Origin of the sequence: Blattabacterium cuenoti (genome assembly GCF_014251755.1) — a bacterium.
In the GTDB taxonomy this organism is placed as follows: Bacteria; Bacteroidota; Bacteroidia; order Flavobacteriales; family Blattabacteriaceae; genus Blattabacterium; species Blattabacterium cuenoti_AN.
The window spans coordinates 211,632-230,713 of record NZ_CP059200.1; the positions used below are offsets into that span (position 1 = coordinate 211,632).

The following is a 19,082-nucleotide window of genomic DNA, read 5'->3' on the forward strand; positions in this document are numbered from 1 at the left end:
AATATCAATAAATAGCTTGAACAATTTTGTAAATATTTTCTGGTCTATCCATGGTATAATAATGAATCACTTCTGTTCCAGAATTTTTTAATTCTTTCGATTGATGAATGGCCCATTCAATTCCAATATGGGATACATTTTTTTTATTTTTTGCTTTTTCTACTTCTTTTACTAATTCATTCGGAATATTTAAATAAAAACGAGATGGAAGACTGTTTAATTGCTTTTTAGAAGAAATAGGTTTTATTCCAGGTATGATAGGAACAGAAATTCCTTCTGATCTACATTTTTCTACAAAAGAAAAAAATTTTTTATTATCAAAAAACATTTGAGTTACAATATAATTCGCTCCTGCTTCTATTTTTTTTTTCAAAAAAAATAAATCACTTTCCATATTTGGAGCTTCTAAATGTTTTTCTGGATATCCTGCTACTCCAATACAAAAATCAAATAATGGAAATTCTTTTTTATCCAAAAAAGTTGTATCAAGATATTTTCCTAGGTTTAAATTTTTAACTTGTTTTACGAGTTCTACGGCATATGTGTGTCCATTTTTTGGCGCAATAAAACTTTTTTCAGATTTTATAGGATCGCCTCTCAAAACCAAAACGTTATCTATACCCAAAAAATTGAGATCTATCAAAGCATTTTCCGTCATTTGTTTACTAAATCCTCCACAAATTAGATGAGGAACGGCATCAACTCCATATTTATTCATAATAGCAGCACAAATACCTACGGTTCCTGGACGTCTTGAAATTTTTTTTCTCTGTAAAAGCCCATTTTTTTTTTCTACATAAAGAAATTCTTCACGATGATAAGTCACATCAATAAAAGGAGGACAAAATTCCATTAATGGATCTAAAGTAGAAAAAATATCTTGAATATCACGTCCTCTCAAAGGAGGGAGTATTTCAAAAGAAAATAAACTTTTCTTTGCTTTAGCTATATGCTCTATCACTTTCATAACATAAAAATTTTTTACTTGATATGATCAAATTCTGTGTAAGGAACCAAAACTTTGGGAATAGTAATTTTATTTTCAGTTTGATTATTTTCTAGTATAGCAGCCATAATTCTTGGTAAAGCTAAAGCGCTACCATTCAGAGTATGACAAAATTCTATGTTACCTGTAATAGTTTTATATCTAAGATGTAATCTATGAGATTGAAAATTAGTACAATTTGATATAGAACTGACTTCTAACCATTTTTTTTGTGCTATAGAATAAACTTCAAAATCATAAGTTATAGAAGAAGAAAATCCAAGATCTGGAGCACTTAAACGAACAAGACGAAAGGGTAAGTTTAAAGATTGTAAAATATTTTTTACATGTAAAATCATTTCTTTCAAAGAATAAGAAGAAGAATCTGGTGTAGTAATTTGAATAATTTCCACTTTTTCAAATTGATGCAATCTATTCAATCCTCTAACTTTTGAACCATAAGAACCTGCTTCTCTTCTAAAACAAGAAGTATAAGTTGTGGCTTTAATAGGAAGATCTAAATCGGTAAGGATTCTATCTCTATAACAATTCATAATAGGAATTTCTCCAGTTGGAATCAAATAAAAGTTATTTTTTTCTATGAAATACATTTGATTTTCTTTATCCGGAATTTGTCCTGTAGCATATCCAGATTTTTCATTAATAAGATAAGGTAAACTATATTCTTTGTATGAAGCTCGTATATTTTGATCTAGAAAATATTGAATTAAACTTCTTTGTAATTTTGCTCCTTTTCCTATATAAACGGTAAAACCAGAACCACATATTTTTGTACCTAAATTTGAATCAAATAAACAAAATTTTTTTGATAATTCCCAATGAGGTAAAGGATTTATGATGGAACAAGAAAATTCCCCTTCCTGAAAAAGAATCTCATTTTTTTCATAATTTTTCTTGATTTTTTCATCAGGAACATTAGGAATCTGATTTAATTTATTTTCTAAAATTTTAGAAATTTTTTCTAATTGAATATTGATTCTTTTTCTTTCTTTTTTTAGAAAAAAAGATTTTTCTTTTAAAGATTTGATTTGATAGTCATCATTATATGAACTGAAAATTTCACCTATTTTTTTGGATATCAAATTTTCTTTTTCCAATATTTTGTTGAGAACGTTTTGAGCTATTTTTTTTTTTTCGTCTAAAGTTAATACTTCATTTATTAGATGTAGTTTTTTAAAGTTCCGTTTTTTTAATCCCAATAAAACTTTTTCTTGATTTTTTCGTATAAAAGAAATTTGAAGCATATCATATGAAAAACTAAAATCGTACTAATTTACTACTATGCACACAAGATACAAATAATATTTTCTATATTTGCATGAGACAAATCATAAACTTTTTTTTGAAAAAAAAATTTGATCAATATTTTTTAAGAGACCAGAATATAGCAAAAAAAATTGTAAACTATCTTTCTTTTGAAAATTACAATACAGTTGTAGAGATCGGTCCAGGGTTAGGTGTTTTAACTCAATATTTATTGACTAATAATCCATATCATCATATTTTTTTAATAGAAATTGATGAAGAATTAGTTTCTTTTTTAAGAAAAAATTTTCTAATTTCTAAAAATAGAATTATTCACAGAGATTTTTTAAAATGGAATCCTGAGGAAATCAATTTACAAAATTTTGCAATTATTGGTAATTTTCCTTATAATATTTCTTCTCAAATCTTATTTCATATATTGAGATATAATCAATACATTCCAGAATGTATTGGAATGTTTCAAAAAGAAGTAGCAAAACGGATCACGTCACATCAGGGTAAAAAAACTTATGGAATTTTATCAGTTTTAGTTCAGACATTTTATGATGTAAAATACCTTTTTACTATAAGAGAAAAAGTGTTTTTTCCCATTCCCAATGTACAATCTGCAGTGATTTCTTTAAAAAGAAAAAATGAAAATACCAATTTCAATAAAAATATGTTGTTTCAATGCGTTAAAATGGCTTTTAATCAAAGAAGAAAAAAATTAAAAAATTCTTTACAATTATTTAAACATATTCCAAATTTTCAAAAAATACCATTTTTAAACAAAAGAGCAGAAGAATTATCTGTAAAAGAATTTCTTCAATTAACAAAAGAAATAGAAATTAGGAAATGATTACTCAATTATTAGATGGAAATCTATTGGCTAAAGAAATAAAAAATGAAATATGCAAGATTATAGAGAAAAGAATATTAAACAAAAACAAACGTATTCCTCATCTTGGGATTATTTTAACGGGAAATAATAATTCTAGCATAACATATGTTAATAACAAAATTAAAGAGTGCAAAAATATTGGAATCAAATCTTCTTTGATTCATTTACCTATAAATACTTCAGAAAAAGAATTATTAGAAAAAATAAAAGGAATGAATCAAAATCCATATATAGATGGTTTTATTGTGCAATTACCTTTAGAAAAACACTTGAATCAAGATAAAATAATTTTATCCATCAACCCTAAAAAAGATGTAGATGGATTTCATCCTGAAAATTTTGGAAAAATGGCTTTAGATATGAAAGCTTTTTTTCCTGCTACTGCATTAGGAATATTAACTCTTTTGGAAAAATATAAAATACAGATATCTGGAAAATATACTGTGATAATTGGAAGAAGTAGGATAGTAGGAAGACCAATTAGTATACTCATGAGTAGAAAACATAATCCTGGAAATAGTACAGTAACACTTACTCATAGTAAAACTCCCAACATAGAATTTTATACTAAACAAGCTGATATTATTATAGTAGCAGTAGGAATTCCAAGATTTCTTAAAGGAAAAATGATTAAAAAAGGAGCCATAGTTATAGATGTAGGAATCCATAATCATGAAAAAAAAATATTAGGAGATGTTGATTTCTACAGTGTTTATGGAAAGGCTTCTTATCTGACTCCTGTTCCAGGGGGAATCGGCCCTATGACTCGTATTATGTTACTTAAAAATACTTTAATAGCAGCATTAAATAACAGATAAATAAATGAATGAACAAAATCAATATCCTATAACAGAATCATTTTATTCTATTCAAGGAGAAGGACATTATTATGGAATAGCTGCATATTTCATTCGTTTCGGAGGATGTAATATAAAATGTGATTGGTGTGATACGAAAAAAAGTTGGAATATAAAACAAAAAGATTTCGTTCCAATTCATAAAATTATTGCTAATGTTGTTAACAACATTCATAAAGTTAAAACTGTTATAATTACTGGAGGGGAACCTACAATGTGGAATTTGTATCCTTTAATTAAAGAACTTAAAAAAAAAGGATATCGGATTCATATTGAAACTTCAGGATCTTATCCTATAAAAGAAAAATATGTGGATTGGATCACAATTTCTCCTAAAAAAATAAAACTCCCTATACAAGAAAATTACAAAAAAATAAACGAATTAAAAATTGTGATTTCGGATGAAAACGACTTTTCCTTTGCGGAAGAACAAGCTACTTATATTGAATCTCCTAATTGTTTTTTGTTTTTGCAACCAGAATGGAATAACACTTTCAGGATTCTTCCTGAAATAATTTCTTACATTAAAAAAAATCCTAAATGGAGAATTTCTCTTCAAATTCATAAAATGTTAAATATTCCTTAAGATTTTGAATGTCTATTCTCCAGAATATTAATAACGTCTTGTATTTCACATCCTTTTTTTTTCAAAAGAATAAGATAATGAAAAAGTAAATCTGCAGATTCATTTAAAAATAAATTTTTATTATTATCTTTAGATTCAATGATTAGTTCTACTGCTTCTTCTCCTAATTTTTGTGAGATTCTATTGACCCCTTTTTTTAATAATTGATATATATAAGAATTTTCTTGTTTTTTTTTAATTTTGTCCGATATTATATTTTCCAAATGAAATAAAAAATTTTTATTGTTTATTTCTTTCCAACACGTATCCGATCCTTTATGACAAATAGGTCCTGCTGGTTTTGCTTTAATTAATAATGTATCTTTGTCGCAATCTACTAATATCTCTTTGATAAAAAGATAATTTTTACTAATTTCTCCTTTAGTCCACAATTTTTCTTTAGATCTACTATAAAAAGTAACTTTTTTTTCATTAATGCTCTTTTTATAAGCTTCTTGATTCATATAACCCATCATTAATACTTTATCTGTATTTGAATCTTGAACAATCACGGGAATTAACCCTTTTTTAAAATTTATCATGTTTTTTTATCCGTTTGTATTTTTGACTGTAGTTCTTACAGGTATGTGAAGTTGATTTAAATAATATTTTAATTTTGGAATCTCTATTTCTTTATAATGGAATATACTGGCGGCTAAAGCAGCATCAGCTTTTCCTTTTTCAAAAATTTTATAAAAATCTTCTAATTTTCCAGCTCCACCTGAAGCAATAACCGGTGTAGAAATATTTTTGGATATCTTTCTAGTGATATCTAATGCAAATCCATTTTTTGTTCCATCATGATTCATTGAAGTTAATAATATTTCTCCTGCTCCTCTATTGGTTCCTTCCTTAGCCCAATCTAGGGTTTTAGTTTGAGTTGAAATTCTTCCTCCATTTAAATATACCCACCATTCATTTGATTCATATTTAGTATCAATAGCTAAAACAATACATTGACTTCCGAATCTTTTAGAAAATTTTTCTAAAAGATTCGGATTTTTAAAAGCAGCCGTATTGATCGATATTTTATCTGCTCCCGCATTTAACAAAAGTTCAATATCTCTTTCCTCTCTAATTCCTCCACCAACCGTAAAAGGAATATTAATATGACGGGAAATTTCCTTGACTAAGCTAATTAATGTTTTACGTTTTTCATTTGTTGCTGTAATATCCAAAAATACTAATTCATCTGCTCCTTGTTTTGTATACCAACAAACTAATTGTATTGGATCTCCAGCATCTTTTAAATGTTTAAAATTTATTCCTTTTACGGTTCTTCCATTTTTTATATCTAAACAAGGTATGATACGTTTAGCTAACATATTTTAATTTTTATTATTTCTTTTTTTTTTCCAATTTCTAAGATTGGATAATGATATTTTATTTTCATATATAGCTTTTCCAATAATGACTCCACCGCAACCTAAATCAAATAATTTGTATACATCATCCATATTCCTAATTCCTCCACTTGCTATAAATTCAATATTTGGAAACTTTTCAAGAATTTTTTCATATAAAAGAAAAGAAGGACCTGATAAAACTCCATCTTTAGATATATCTGTACAAAAAATTTTTTTAACTCCATGATTACTTTTTTCTTGTAAAAAATCAAAAAATGGAAAATCACTAAATTTAGTCCATCCATTGGATGCTATTTTATTGTTCTTAACGTCTACTCCTAATAAGATCTTATCTCCTCCATAAGTATCAATCCATTTTTTGAAAAGAAAAGGTTTTTGAAGAGCAATACTTCCCACAGTCACCATATGACCTCCGTTTTCAAACACAGTACGAATATCTTCTTCAGAATGAATTCCCCCTCCAAAATCTATAATTAGACGTGTATTTTTGGCTATTTTTTCTAAAATTTTCCAATGAACTACTTTTCTTTTTCTTGCTCCATCTAGATCCACTAAATGTAATCTAGATATTCCATGATTTTCCAATAAAAAAGCGACTTCTAATGGATCTTTATTATAAATTTTTTTTCTTTTAAAATCACCTTGTATTAATCGGACACATTTACCGTCAATTAAATCTATAGCTACTATAATATCCATTGTCATAAATTTTATAATCGGATAAAATTTTCTAATATTTTATGTCCTACATAAGAAGATTTTTCGGGATGAAATTGTACAGCATAAAAATTATTTTTTTGCAGTGCAGCACTGTAAGTGATTATATATTCCGTTTTTGCTGTTGTGTATTTTCCTAAAGGAACATAATAACTATGAACAAAATATTGATAACTCCCATTTGGAATATTTTCAAATAAAGGCCCTTTCAGTTTTTGTATTGTATTCCAACCTATTTGAGGAATTTTTTCATTTTTATCTATAGATTGAAATTTTTTTACAAATAAATCAAAAATTCCTATGCATGGAGTACTGCTTTCTTCTGAAAACTTGCAAAGTAATTGCATGCCTAAGCATATTCCTAATACAGGTTGTTTTAATTCATATAAAAGTAAATCCAATTTTTTTTCTTTTAAATATTTCATAGCAAAATTTGCTTCTCCAACACCAGGCAAAATAATTTTTTCTGCATTTTGAATCAACTCTTTGGAATCTGTTACCTTCGCTTGTATTCCTATTCTATCTAAAGAAAAAAGAACCGATTGTACATTTCCTGCAGGATATTTTATGATAATCGTTTTCATAATATTTTAAAATTTTTACAATATACCTTTCGTGCTAGGTATTTTAGTAGAAAAGTTTTTTTGCATTGCCATTTTTATAGCTCTTCCAAAACATTTAAAAATAGATTCTATTTTGTGATGATCATTTTTTCCTATAGCATGAATATGTAAATTACATTTAGCCGATAAAGAAAAGGATTTAAAAAAGTGAAAAAACATTTCAGTGGAAATTTTTCCTATTTTTTCTCTGAAAAATTTGACCTTCCATATCAACTGACTTCTTCCTCCAAGATCTAATGAAATTGTAGCTAAACTCTCATCCATAGGAAGAGAATAAAATCCATAACGCTCTATTCCTATTTTATTTTCCAAAGCTTGATAAAAACTTTCACCTAAAGTAATTCCGATGTCTTCTATAGTATGATGATCATCTACATAAAGATCTCCTTTTGTTTGAATATTCAAATCTATAGAACTATGAAAAGCTATTTGTTGTAGAAGATGATCAAAAAAACCCAGTCCTGTTTGAATATGAGATTTACCCTTTCCATAAATAGAAATAGTAATTTTAACATTTGTTTCTAATGTTGTTCGTTGATGACTAAATTTTTTAGTTGTGATAGATGATAAATATTCATAAATTTTTTTCCAACTATCTGTTTTTAAGGATATTATTTTTTTAAGATATTTTTTATCTATACTAGAATAGTAATCTTTTTCTTCTTTTGTTAAATTTTGATAATGATGATTATTTTTTATCCATATAGACTTACATTCTAGATTTTTAGCTAACAAAACATCTGTTAATCTATCTCCAATTACAAAAGATTTTGAAATGTTGTAAAAATCAGATTTTAAATAATTTTTAAGCATTCCGATACCCGGTTTTCTATTGGGTGATTTTTCTTCTGGAAAAGTCCTATCTATATGAACAGAAGTAAAATGAATTCCCTCAGTTTTTAAAATATTTAATATATGATTATGTATAGGCCAAAAAATTTTATCAGGAAATTGATCTGTCCCCAAACCATCTTGATTAGTTATCATAACTAAATCGTAATTCAATTCTTGCACGATTTTTGACAAAAAAAATATTACTTTGGGATAAAAATGAATTTTATCAATAGAATCAATTTGATAAGTGGGAGGATTTTCTTGTATTAAAGTTCCATCTCTATCAATAAACAATATTTTTTTCATCATATTTCTATTTTTTGAATGGAATATTTTCGAATTTGATCTATTAAATACTCATTTTCTTCATGAGTTCCTACTGTGATTCTTAAACAATTTTTACATAAAATGATTTTTGAACGATCTCTAACAAAAATTTTCTTTTTTATAAGATATTGATAAAGATTTTTTGAAGAGAAATTGATTTTCGCTAATAAAAAATTAGCAGAACTAGGATATACTTTTTGTATGATAGGAATTTTTCTTAAGGACTTTTTCATATATTCTCTTTCTGCAAGAATGTTTTTTAAATGAAAAAAAAATAAATCTCTATTTTCTAAAGCTTTTAAAGCTATTTCTTGAGAAAGAAGACTGATATTGTATGGATATTTTACTTTATTCATCCACCGAATGATGGATTCAGAAGCAATGGCCATTCCTATTCTTAATCCTGCTAAACCCCAAGATTTAGAAAGCGTTTGTAGAATGATTAAATTGGGATATTTATCAATTTCCATTGATAAAGATTTTTGATTTGAAAAATCTATATATGCCTCATCTAAAACAACAATTCCTGTAAATTTTTTTGTTATTTTTTCTATATCTTCTCTTTTTATATCATTTCCAGTAGGATTATTGGGAGAACAAATAAAAATAATTTTGCTATTTGGATTCAAAACTTTTTTTATTTTATCTAAATTTAATTGATAATATTTTTCTGTAAGAAAAATTTTTTTAACATCGACTCCATGAATTTTTCCACTTATTTCATACATACCGTAAGTAGGAGGAAAGATAATGGCGTGATCTACTTTTGGACGAGAAAAAATACGATAGACCAAATCAATAATTTCGTCACTTCCATTTCCTAAAAATATCTGAGATGGAGAAACATTTTTAAAATCTGATATTTTTTCTTTCAATTCCTTTTGTAAAGGATCCGGATATCTGTTATAAGAATTTAAAAAAGATAAAGGAGAACCAAAAGAATTTTCATTAGCATCCAAAAAAATAGAATTTTTTTCTTTATGATGTTCTGTTCTAGCAGATATATAAGGATCCAGACTTAAAATATTCTCTCTGATTAGAGAATTCAAATTAAACTTATTCATGCATTGACATTTAAAACTCATTTTTTAATCGAATATTAATAGATTTTTTATGTGCCAATAATCCTTCTTCAGAAGATAAAATATTGATGCATTCTGATAAATTTTTCAATCCTTTCTTAGATATTTTTTGAAAAGTGATTTTTTTTATAAAACTATCTATAGATACTCCACTATAAAATTTGGCATAACCATAGGTAGGAAGAACATGATTGGTTCCGGAAGCATAATCTCCTGCACTAACTGGAGAATAATTTCCTAAAAAAACAGATCCAGCGTTAGTTACTTTTTCCCCCCAATAAGAAGCATTTTTACAATTTATGATTAAATGTTCTGGAGCAATTTGATTGATTAGAGTCAAGCATTCATCTAAAGATGTAAGAACAATTATTTTGCTTTTTTTCAAAGATTTTTTAACAATATCTTGTTTTTTATCAATATCTAAAAATTGTTTTTTTAATTCTTTTTTCACTTTTTCTATCCAAAATTGATTGTTTGGAGTGACCAATAGAATATAACTATCTGGATCATGTTCTGATTGGGACAATAAATCAGACGCAACAAATTCTGGATTTGCTGTCTCATCAGCCATAATTGCTACTTCTGAAGGACCAGCAGGTATATCTATGGATACAATTCCTCTTTGGGATACAATTTGTTTCGCTATTGTAACATAAGAATTTCCTGGACCAAATATTTTATATACAGAAGAAATGCTTTCTGTTCCATAGGCCATAGCTGCAATAGCTTGAGCTCCTCCTACTTTATATATACGTGTAATTCCTACATATCTAGCTGTATAGAGAATAGACGGATGAATTTCTCCATTTTTATTTGGAGGACTACATAATATAATGTTTTTACATCCTGATAAAATTCCAGGAATTCCTAACATTAATACAGTGGAAAACAAAGGAGAAGAACCTCCTGGGATATAAAAACCGACTTTTTCTATGGGAATAATTTTTCTCCAACAAAAAACTCCTTTTGAAATTTCTATTGGAGTTTCTTCATGTATTTGTTTTTGATGAAAACATTGTATATTCTGATAGGCGATTTCAATAGATTTTTTGAAACAATTTGAAATTTGCATATCAGCTTTATTGAAATCTTCTTCTGTTACTTGAATCTGTTTTATATCTGTATGATCATATTTTCTTGTATAAGTTTTTAAAGCGACATCTCCGTAATTCTTAACATTATCAATAATAGGAGTAACTGAATTCTTTAAATGAGAAATATTTTGTAAGGTTCTATTTGAAATAGAATTCCATATTTCGCATGTGGGATGAATATATACTTGAATCATATCCATATTTCTATTTTATTATTTATAGTATAATTTTTTCTATCGGGAGTACTAATATATCTTGAGCTCCAAGTGATTTTAAGTTTTCTATTATTCCCCAAAAATCATTTTCATTGACGACAGAATGCACGGAACTACATTTTGTATTTGCTAAAGGTAGAATAACTGGACTTTTAATTCCTGGAAGATAAGATATTATTTTTTCTAATTTTTCATTAGAAACGTTTAATAGAATATATTTATTATTTTTAGCTTTTTTTACAGCTCTAATTCGGAATAAAAATTTTTCCATTATGATGTTTTGTGTAGAGTCTAAATGGAGATGTGAAGCCAATACTGCTTCAGATTGAAGAACCGTTTCTACTTCTTTTAATCCGTTCATAAAAAGTGTGGAACCACTACTTACTAAATCACAAATACAATCGGCTAACCCTATTCCAGGAGCGATTTCGACTGCTCCAGATATTTCGTGAATTTCTGCATTTATATATCTTTTTTTAAAAAATTCCCTAACCAAAAAAGGATAACTTGTAGCAATTCGTTTTCCATCCAAATCTTGGATATTATTATAAGATAAAGATTTAGGAACAGCTATAGAAAGTCTGCATTGTCCAAATCCCAAAGTTTCTTTGATTTTTATCCTTTTTCTTTTTTCTAAAAGAACATTTTTTCCTACAATTCCTATATCAGCTACTCCATCTTCTAAATATTGAGGAATATCATCATCTCTAAGAAAAAGGATTTCTAGTGGAAAATTAAGAGCCGTTGTTTTTAACTTATCTATTCCAATATTAATTTCAATACTGCAATCTTTCAGTAATTTGATAGAATCGTCATAAAGACGACCTGATTTTTGAATTGCTATTTTAAGTTTATCCATAATCCAATACAGGAAAAAATAATAAAAGCTTACTCTTGTAAGCTTTTGATTTTAGTAGATTCATGCATCTTAATGCATCACAACAAATATAAAAACTATTTTGAATATTTTATAATTAATATAATTAACCTTGTTGAATTACTTAGTCTATTTTTTTAAATTAAAAATTAAAAAAAAATGAAAATTATCAGTTATAATATAAATGGAATTCGATCTGGAATTAATAAAGGATTATTAAATTGGATTGAAACAAATCAACCAGATGTTTTATGTTTACAGGAAATAAAAGCTTTTCCAGAACAAATAGATACAAATATTTTTGAAAAATTAGGCTATAATCATTATTGGTGTCCTTCAAAAAGGAAAGGATATAGTGGAGTAGGGATTTTATGCAAAAAAAAACCTATTCATGTAGAATACGGAATAGGATTGAATTCTATAGATGAAGAAGGAAGAGTATTACGTATAGATCTAAAAAATCTATCAATAATTAGTCTTTATCTTCCTTCAGGAAATGATATGATGAAAAGACTGAATTTTAAATTTTTTTTTATGAAAAAATTTTTTTTACATATAAAAAAAATAAAAGATCAATTGAATAATCTTATTATTTGTGGAGATTATAATATTTGTCATCATGAAATTGATATTTATGATCCTATTCGGAATCAAAACATTTCTGGTTTTTTACCAAAAGAAAGAAAGTGGATGACTCATTTTATGAATTTAGGATTTATAGATAGTTTTAGAAATTTTGTTCAAAAAGCGCATCATTACAGTTGGTGGAGTTATCGTTATAACGCTAGAAAAAATAATAAAGGGTGGAGAATTGATTATGCTATGGTTAGTAATTCCTTAAAAAAAAAAATGAGAAAAGCTTATCTCCTTCCGGAGGTTAAGTATTCCGATCATTGTCCTGTTGTGCTAGATATTTGTTAATAATGAAATAATGACCTGACTGGGATTCGAACCCAGGACCCTTACATTAAAAGTGTAATGCTCTACCAGCTGAGCTATCAGGTCTTGAATATTTATTTTTATCAAATAGTGATTAATTAAAAGCAAATATACTATAATTTTTATGTTTTTATGAAAATCACTTTAATTGGATATATGGGAAGTGGAAAAACTACTATAGGAAAAATGTTATCCCAAGAATTAAATTTGAATTTTTATGATTTGGATGCTATTCTTGTTGAAGAAAGTAAAAATGATTCTATTTTTAATCTTTTTAAAAAGAAAGGAGAACTTTTTTTTAGAAATAGAGAACATTCTCTGTTAAAAACAATTTTAAAACAAAAAAATAAATACGTTTTATCGGTTGGAGGAGGGACTCCTTGTTTTTATAACAATATTTATTTGTTAAACAAATATTCAAATACATTTTATTTGAAAACGGATAGTTATACTTTATTTAAAAGGTTATTCTTAGAAAAGGAGACAAGACCTTTAATTTCTCATTTATCTAAAAATGAATTATTTATATTTATTATCAAACATTTATCGAAAAGATCATATTTTTATGAAAAATCTTTGGAAAAAATAAATGTATACGGAAAATCCAAATACGATATAGTTCAAGAAATTGTTAAATCTGTTAGTTGAAATAGTCATGAAAAAAATATCATATAATCATTTTTTTATAGATAAAATTAAAAAATATTTTTTTTCGAATTCTTTGAATAAAATGAAAAAGAAAGTCTGTGTGGCTGTTAGCGGAGGATTAGACAGCATGGTTCTTATAAATTTGTTACTTGATATTCCTGAAATCGAATCAGAAGTAGCACATTGTAATTTTTCGTTAAGAGATCAAGAATCTAATGAGGATGAATTTTTTATAAGAAATTTTTGTGATAAACAAAATATAATATGTCATGTAAAAAAATTTGATACTTTAAATTTTTCTAAAAAATATAAATTATCTATACAAATGGCCGCTAGAAAACTTAGATATGATTGGTTTTCAAAATTGTTAGAAACAAATTCATATGAATACATGGTATTAGGACATCATTTTGATGATTCTATAGAAACTTTTTTTATAAACGCTTTTAGGGGAACTGGAATTAAAGGATTATTGGGTATTCCCAAAAAAAATAAAAAAATTATTCGTCCTCTTTCTGATTTCAATAAAAAAGAAATTTTACATTATGCAAAAATAAAAAATATAAAATGGAGATTAGATCGTAGTAATCAAAATTTTAAATATTTAAGAAATAAAATTCGTTCAGTTTTATCTAAATTTTCTTCTTTTTCTTTTCACAATGGATTAAAAAAAACTATAAATCATCTTTATGATGAAAACTTTTTCATCGAACAAAAAATAGAAGAAATTCGTAAAGAAATTACAATAGAAAAAAAAGATGATCCATTTTTTTGGAAAATAGAATGTAAAAAGATAAAAGAATTGAATCCTTTGTCTTTTTATTTGTTTAAATTATTTTCTCCATATGGATTTAATGATATTCATAGTATGAAACATATGATTCATGCACAATCTGGAAAACAACTTATATCCAAAATCTATCGAATTATTAAAAGCAGAAATAATTGGGTTGTAATTCCCCATAAATCCTTATTAGAAAATATAAATAAGACTTATATAATCCCAAATCTAAAAATTTCTAAAAAAATGTTTTTACCTATTGATATCGAATTTTTTTTGAATCCAAAAAAAGAAAGTAAAAAAAATATGTGTTTAATAGATTTTAATAAAATTCAATTTCCATTATTATTAAGAACATGGAGAAAAGGAGATTTCTTTTATCCTTTAAAAATGAAAGGGAAAAAAAAATTAAGTAAATATTATAAAGAAAAGAAATTTTCTATTTTGAAAAAAGAACACACATGGTTATTAATTAACGGAAATGGATCTATAATTTTAATTCTAGGAAATCGTTTAGATGATAGATTCAAGGTTACAGAAAACACAAACAAAATATTAGGTATAACAAAAATATAATTGAGTTATTGTCTATCCATTTTACAATTTCAATTAGTATTTTTTTTAATTTTGATTTATATGAAAATACACAATTTCAATGCAGGACCTTCGGTTCTACCGAAAGAAGTTGTAAAAAAATCAGCTCAATCTATAATTAATTTTAATGGTTCGGGATTATCTTTACTTGAGATTTCTCATAGAAGTATAGATTTTTTAGAAATCATAGAAAAAGCTACTTTTTTAATAAAACGTATTATGAATTTAAATGACGATTATGCTATTTTATTTCTTCAAGGAGGAGCTACATTACAATTTTCAATGATTCCATACAATTTAATGAATCAAAAAGCTGCTTATTTAGATACAGGATTTTGGGCTTATAACGCGATTAAAGAAGCAAAAAAATTTGGAAAAGTAAAAGTTTTATTTTCCGGTAAAAATAAAAACTATACATATATATCAACAAATTATCATATACCATGTGATATGGATTATTTTCATTGTACATCTAATAATACAATAGTTGGAACACAAATGAAAATATTCCCTAAAACATCTATTCCAATAGTTTGTGATATGTCTTCCGATATTTTTAGTAGAAAATTAAATTTTTGTCAGTTCGGGTTAATCTACGCCTCGGCACAAAAAAATGTAAGTTCTGCAGGAATGACTATTGTAATTGTGAAAAAAAATATTTTAGGAACAATCAGGAAAAACATTCCTTCTTATATGGATTATAAAATTCATATACAAAATAATAGCATTTTAAATACTCCAAATGTTTTTTCTATTTATACTTCTATGTTGACTTTGAAATGGATAGAAAATAAAGGTGGTCTTTCTATTTTGGAAAAACACAATCAGAAAAAAGCTCAATTATTATATGATGAAATAGATCAAAATAATTTATTTGAAAATAAAATACATAAAAAAAATCGTTCTAATATGAATGTTACCTTTTTTTTAAAAGAAAAAAATTTAGAAAAAGAATTCAATAAAATGTGGAAAAAAGAAAATATTGTAGGATTAGATGGACATAGATATTTAGGGGGATATCGTGCTAGTATATATAATGCACTTCCATTAGAAAGTATTCAATTTCTCATTGAAATCATGAAAGAATTCGAAAGAAAATTTTCATAATGAATCACATAATAGAAAATAGATTTTTTGGCATAAAAAAAATAATTCCAAAAAATGTGAAAATTTTAGCCGTTTCTAAAAATCAAGATATTTCTTCCATAAAACAATTATATAGACTAGGACATAGAGATTTTGGAGAAAATTATATTCAAGAAATAGTGAAAAAATATAAAAAATTACCCAAAGATATTCGATGGCATATGATTGGAAGAATCCAAAGTAATAAATTAAAATATATAATACCTTTTATTCATTTAATTCATAGCGTACAAAATATAAAACAAATTAATATAATAAATAAAATAGCATTAAAACATAAAAAAACGATCAATTGTCTTTTACAAATCAAAATTTGTAATGATAAAAAGAAATCAGGAATCACTTTTCAAGAAGCTTCAAAAATATTGGAAAACAAAACTTTTAAAGAGATGAAAAATATAAAAATAATAGGAATAATGGGGATAGCTTCTTTTCAAGAATTAAAAAAAGTACATAATGAATTTTCATATTTACGTAAATTATATAATGAATATCAAAATAAGTACGGACATAACATTCTTTCTATGGGAATGAGCAGAGATTATAATATAGCTATAAAATATGGAAGTACAATTATTAGACTAGGTACTTTAATTTTTGGTAATCGAAAAAAAACTATCTAATAGATTTTATATATTTTTTTATACTTTCTTCCAATTTATTCTTATCCAATGATTGAATAAAAGAACTTCCAATGATTCCTCCATTAGCATATTGACATGATAAATCAAAAGTCTTTTTATCTTTTATACCAAACCCTATCAATTTTGGAATGTTGAAATACAATTTTTTGATACGTTTGAAAAATGATATTTGTTCTTTTCCAAAAGGATTAACATTTACTGTACCTGTAGTAGAACTAGAAGAGGCTATATATAAAAATCCATTACTGATTTGACTTAACATGAATATTCTATCGGAACTGGTTTTCGGAGTAATTAAAAATATCATAGATAACATATATTTTTCAAATATATTTTGATACTTATGTAAAAAAATTTCAACCGGAAGATCCGGTAAAATTAATCCTGAAACACCTGATTCTTTGCATCTTTTTAAAAATTTATCTTCTCCAAATTGATAAAATTGATTATAATATCCCATAAAAATAATAGGAACTTTTATTTTTTCCTTAATTTTTTCGATTTGATTAAATAATAAAGAGATATTCATTCCATTACTCAACGAAATTTGATTACTTTTTTGGATAATCATTCCATCTGCCAAAGGATCAGAATAGGGAATTCCTATTTCAATTAAATCTACAGAAAGATTTTGCAAAATTTTTATTATTTTTTCTGTACTATTTATACAAGGAAATCCTGCTGTAAAATAAATGCATAATATGTTTTTATTTTTATTTTTAAATAAATTATGTATTTGATTCATTATTTGAAAATTTAAAAAAGAATTTATCGTAAATATTAATATCTTTATCTCCTCTTCCAGATAAAGTCACAATTACTATATCCTTTTTATGAAATGGTATTTTTTTTAATGCAGCTAATGCATGGGCACTTTCTAAAGCAGGAATAATTCCTTCTGATCGAGTTAATTCATATCCCGCTTGTAAAGCTTCTTCATCTTTGGAATGCAAAAAATTGACACGTTTTTTTACAAAAAGATGAGCAAACATAGGTCCAATTCCTGGATAATCTAATCCCGGAGATATAGAATAAGCGGGAAAAATTTGACCATATTTGTCTTGTAGAATCAATGTCATACTACCATGTAATACCCCTTTTGATCCACAGTGAATAGCCGAAGCTGTTTTTTTTGTTCTAATACCTAAACCTGAAGCTTCTACAGCTATAAGATTAACGGAGTCATCATCCAAAAAATGATAAAAAGATCCTGCAGCATTGCTTCCTCCTCCTATGCAAGCTATCACATAATTAGGAGAAGAAGACCCTTCTATTTTTTCTAGTTGCATTTTAATTTCTTCACTGATAATAGATTGAATATCTGCAACCATTTGAGGATAAGGATGAGGCCCCACTGTAGAACCTATTAAATAATAACTTTCAGGATAATTAATCCAATAACGAATGGATTCATTAACAGCATCTTTGAGTGTTTTCTCTCCACTAAAAACTGGAATGACTTCAGCTCCAAGAGATTTCATTCGAATAACATTACTATATTGACGTTGCATATCTGTTTTTCCCATAAAAATTACACATTCTAAATGCATTAATGCACAAATCGTAGCTGTTGCTACTCCATGTTGTCCCGCACCTGTTTCTGCAACAACTTTTCTTTTTCCTAACTCTTTTGCCAGTAAAGTTTGACCAATCGCATTATTGATTTTATGAGATCCTGTATGATTTAGATCTTCTCGTTTAAGATAAATTTTAGCATTATATTGATCGGAATATTTTTTGCAAAAAAATAAAGGAGTTGGTCTTCCAACATAGTTTTTTAGCAATTTTCTATATAATTTTTGATATTTATTACTCGTAATAATTTTTTTATATTTACCCTGTAGTTCTGTTATATTATCATGTAACATTTCAGGAATAAAAGCACCCCCAAACTCTCCATAATATCCATTTTTATCAACAAAAAATTTCATAATGTTCTTATTTTTTTTATAAAGGCATTTAACTTTATATCATCTTTTTTTCCTGGAAAAATTTCAAATCTACTATTAACATCGATTCCAAATATTCTCGCATGAGAAAAATTTTTGATTGTATCAAAATCTTGTATTCCAATTCCTCCACTTAAAAAAAATGGAACTTGAAAAGTATATTCATAAAGTTTTTTCCAACAAAATTTTTTTCCACTTCCTCCATAATAAATTGTATTGCTATCAAATAAAAAATAATTACAAAAAGGAATATAATTCACAATTTTTTTAAAATCAAAAAAATCATTTATTCTAAAAGCTTTAATTAATTTCAATCCTTTTTTGAATAGTTTTTCACAATAAAAAGGACTTTCTGTCCCATGTAATTGAATAAAATCTAGTTGATTTTTTTTTTTTATTTTCAATATGTTTTCTTCTGATTCGTTTACAAAAACTCCTATTTTTATAATTTCTTTTTTTAGTTTTGGAATCACAAAATCAAAACCTACAAATCTAGGAGAATTAGGATAAAATATAAAACCCATAAAATCAGGTAATAAGTCAGAAATTTTTTGTATGTTAAATTTCATTCCGCATATTTTTATTTTTAATAGCTGGAATTTGATATTGAT

The 19,082-nt window shown here is 26.0% G+C and carries 21 protein-coding genes and 1 tRNA gene; 8 read left to right on the plus strand and 14 right to left on the minus strand.

What is annotated here, in order from left to right; all coding sequences use genetic code 11:
* Positions 1-4: 4 nt before the first annotated feature.
* Positions 5-967, minus strand: coding sequence for a methylenetetrahydrofolate reductase [NAD(P)H] (metF, locus tag H0H57_RS00990; RefSeq protein ID WP_185863976.1), 963 nt, complete (start codon positions 965-967; stop codon positions 5-7).
* A gap of 14 nt (positions 968-981) precedes the next feature.
* The gene (serS, locus tag H0H57_RS00995; RefSeq protein ID WP_185863977.1) at positions 982-2,250 is read right to left on the minus strand and encodes a serine--tRNA ligase; all 1,269 of its coding nucleotides are present in this window, start codon (positions 2,248-2,250) and stop codon (positions 982-984) included.
* A gap of 74 nt (positions 2,251-2,324) precedes the next feature.
* On the opposite strand from serS, the gene rsmA reads away from it, so the two are divergent.
* The 3 genes from rsmA to H0H57_RS01010 are packed head-to-tail and all read left to right on the plus strand — an operon-like array spanning position 2,325 to position 4,595.
* Complete coding sequence (rsmA, locus tag H0H57_RS01000) at positions 2,325-3,110, plus strand: 16S rRNA (adenine(1518)-N(6)/adenine(1519)-N(6))-dimethyltransferase RsmA (RefSeq protein WP_185863978.1); 786 nt, start codon at positions 2,325-2,327, stop codon at positions 3,108-3,110.
* Positions 3,110-3,970 (plus strand): bifunctional 5,10-methylenetetrahydrofolate dehydrogenase/5,10-methenyltetrahydrofolate cyclohydrolase, encoded by an 861-nt coding sequence (locus tag H0H57_RS01005; RefSeq protein WP_185864075.1) that lies wholly within the window; start codon positions 3,110-3,112, stop codon positions 3,968-3,970. The genes rsmA and H0H57_RS01005 overlap by 1 nt, the downstream gene beginning before the upstream one ends.
* 4 nt (positions 3,971-3,974) lie before the next feature.
* On the plus strand, positions 3,975-4,595 hold the full coding sequence (locus tag H0H57_RS01010) for a 7-carboxy-7-deazaguanine synthase QueE (RefSeq protein ID WP_185863979.1): 621 nt from the start codon (positions 3,975-3,977) through the stop codon (positions 4,593-4,595).
* On the opposite strand, the gene hisIE is transcribed toward H0H57_RS01010, so the two are convergent.
* Genes hisIE through hisG form a run of 8 tightly spaced genes read right to left on the minus strand, consistent with a single transcriptional unit; the run spans position 4,592 to position 11,752 of the window.
* A complete protein-coding gene (gene hisIE / locus H0H57_RS01015) occupies positions 4,592-5,176 on the minus strand; it encodes a bifunctional phosphoribosyl-AMP cyclohydrolase/phosphoribosyl-ATP diphosphatase HisIE (protein WP_185863980.1) in 585 nt (194 codons plus the stop codon). The genes H0H57_RS01010 and hisIE overlap by 4 nt on opposite strands.
* Positions 5,177-5,182: 6 nt before the next feature.
* Positions 5,183-5,959 carry an imidazole glycerol phosphate synthase subunit HisF gene (hisF, locus tag H0H57_RS01020; protein ID WP_185863981.1) on the minus strand — a complete coding sequence of 259 codons (777 nt, stop codon included), beginning with the start codon at positions 5,957-5,959 and terminating at the stop codon, positions 5,183-5,185.
* Positions 5,960-5,962: 3 nt separating this feature from the next.
* Positions 5,963-6,700 (minus strand): 1-(5-phosphoribosyl)-5-[(5-phosphoribosylamino)methylideneamino]imidazole-4-carboxamide isomerase, encoded by a 738-nt coding sequence (hisA, locus tag H0H57_RS01025; RefSeq protein WP_185863982.1) that lies wholly within the window; start codon positions 6,698-6,700, stop codon positions 5,963-5,965.
* 11 nt (positions 6,701-6,711) lie between these two features.
* The gene (gene hisH, locus H0H57_RS01030) at positions 6,712-7,302 is read right to left on the minus strand and encodes an imidazole glycerol phosphate synthase subunit HisH (RefSeq protein WP_185863983.1); all 591 of its coding nucleotides are present in this window, start codon (positions 7,300-7,302) and stop codon (positions 6,712-6,714) included.
* A gap of 15 nt (positions 7,303-7,317) precedes the next feature.
* Positions 7,318-8,481 (minus strand): bifunctional histidinol-phosphatase/imidazoleglycerol-phosphate dehydratase HisB, encoded by a 1,164-nt coding sequence (hisB, locus tag H0H57_RS01035; protein WP_185864076.1) that lies wholly within the window; start codon positions 8,479-8,481, stop codon positions 7,318-7,320.
* Positions 8,481-9,566, minus strand: coding sequence for a histidinol-phosphate transaminase (gene hisC / locus H0H57_RS01040; RefSeq protein ID WP_185863984.1), 1,086 nt, complete (start codon positions 9,564-9,566; stop codon positions 8,481-8,483). Before hisC ends, hisB begins: the two co-directional genes overlap by 1 nt.
* Positions 9,567-9,576: 10 nt before the next feature.
* Positions 9,577-10,878: a histidinol dehydrogenase gene (hisD, locus tag H0H57_RS01045; RefSeq protein WP_185863985.1), complete on the minus strand. Its 1,302-nt coding sequence runs from the start codon at positions 10,876-10,878 to the stop codon at positions 9,577-9,579.
* Between the two features lie 16 nt (positions 10,879-10,894).
* On the minus strand, positions 10,895-11,752 hold the full coding sequence (gene hisG / locus H0H57_RS01050) for an ATP phosphoribosyltransferase (RefSeq protein ID WP_185863986.1): 858 nt from the start codon (positions 11,750-11,752) through the stop codon (positions 10,895-10,897).
* Positions 11,753-11,929: 177 nt separating this feature from the next.
* On the opposite strand from hisG, the gene H0H57_RS01055 reads away from it, so the two are divergent.
* On the plus strand, positions 11,930-12,691 hold the full coding sequence (locus H0H57_RS01055) for an exodeoxyribonuclease III (RefSeq protein ID WP_185863987.1): 762 nt from the start codon (positions 11,930-11,932) through the stop codon (positions 12,689-12,691).
* An 11-nt stretch (positions 12,692-12,702) separates the two neighbouring features.
* Here H0H57_RS01055 and H0H57_RS01060 read toward each other — a convergent pair.
* Positions 12,703-12,775: transfer RNA gene (locus H0H57_RS01060), tRNA-Lys, on the minus strand.
* Between the two features lie 66 nt (positions 12,776-12,841).
* Here H0H57_RS01060 and H0H57_RS01065 point away from each other — a divergent pair.
* From H0H57_RS01065 to H0H57_RS01080, 4 genes are read left to right on the plus strand one after another with little or no spacing between them, the layout of a single operon-like run.
* Positions 12,842-13,357 (plus strand): shikimate kinase, encoded by a 516-nt coding sequence (locus H0H57_RS01065; protein ID WP_185863988.1) that lies wholly within the window; start codon positions 12,842-12,844, stop codon positions 13,355-13,357.
* Positions 13,358-13,364: 7 nt separating this feature from the next.
* Positions 13,365-14,714, plus strand: a complete 1,350-nt coding sequence (gene tilS, locus H0H57_RS01070; RefSeq protein WP_185863989.1) for a tRNA lysidine(34) synthetase TilS — start codon at positions 13,365-13,367, stop codon at positions 14,712-14,714.
* 60 nt (positions 14,715-14,774) lie between these two features.
* Positions 14,775-15,839: a 3-phosphoserine/phosphohydroxythreonine transaminase gene (serC, locus tag H0H57_RS01075; protein ID WP_185863990.1), complete on the plus strand. Its 1,065-nt coding sequence runs from the start codon at positions 14,775-14,777 to the stop codon at positions 15,837-15,839.
* A complete protein-coding gene (locus tag H0H57_RS01080) occupies positions 15,839-16,501 on the plus strand; it encodes a YggS family pyridoxal phosphate-dependent enzyme (RefSeq protein WP_185863991.1) in 663 nt (220 codons plus the stop codon). The genes serC and H0H57_RS01080 overlap by 1 nt, the downstream gene beginning before the upstream one ends.
* Here H0H57_RS01080 and trpA read toward each other — a convergent pair.
* Genes trpA through trpF form a run of 3 tightly spaced genes read right to left on the minus strand, consistent with a single transcriptional unit; the run spans position 16,494 to position 19,040 of the window.
* Positions 16,494-17,267 carry a tryptophan synthase subunit alpha gene (gene trpA, locus H0H57_RS01085; protein ID WP_185863992.1) on the minus strand — a complete coding sequence of 258 codons (774 nt, stop codon included), beginning with the start codon at positions 17,265-17,267 and terminating at the stop codon, positions 16,494-16,496. The genes H0H57_RS01080 and trpA overlap by 8 nt on opposite strands.
* A complete protein-coding gene (trpB, locus tag H0H57_RS01090) occupies positions 17,251-18,453 on the minus strand; it encodes a tryptophan synthase subunit beta (protein ID WP_185863993.1) in 1,203 nt (400 codons plus the stop codon). The genes trpA and trpB overlap by 17 nt, the downstream gene beginning before the upstream one ends.
* Positions 18,450-19,040: a phosphoribosylanthranilate isomerase gene (gene trpF, locus H0H57_RS01095; RefSeq protein WP_238784334.1), complete on the minus strand. Its 591-nt coding sequence runs from the start codon at positions 19,038-19,040 to the stop codon at positions 18,450-18,452. Before trpF ends, trpB begins: the two co-directional genes overlap by 4 nt.
* Positions 19,041-19,082: the final 42 nt, after the last annotated feature.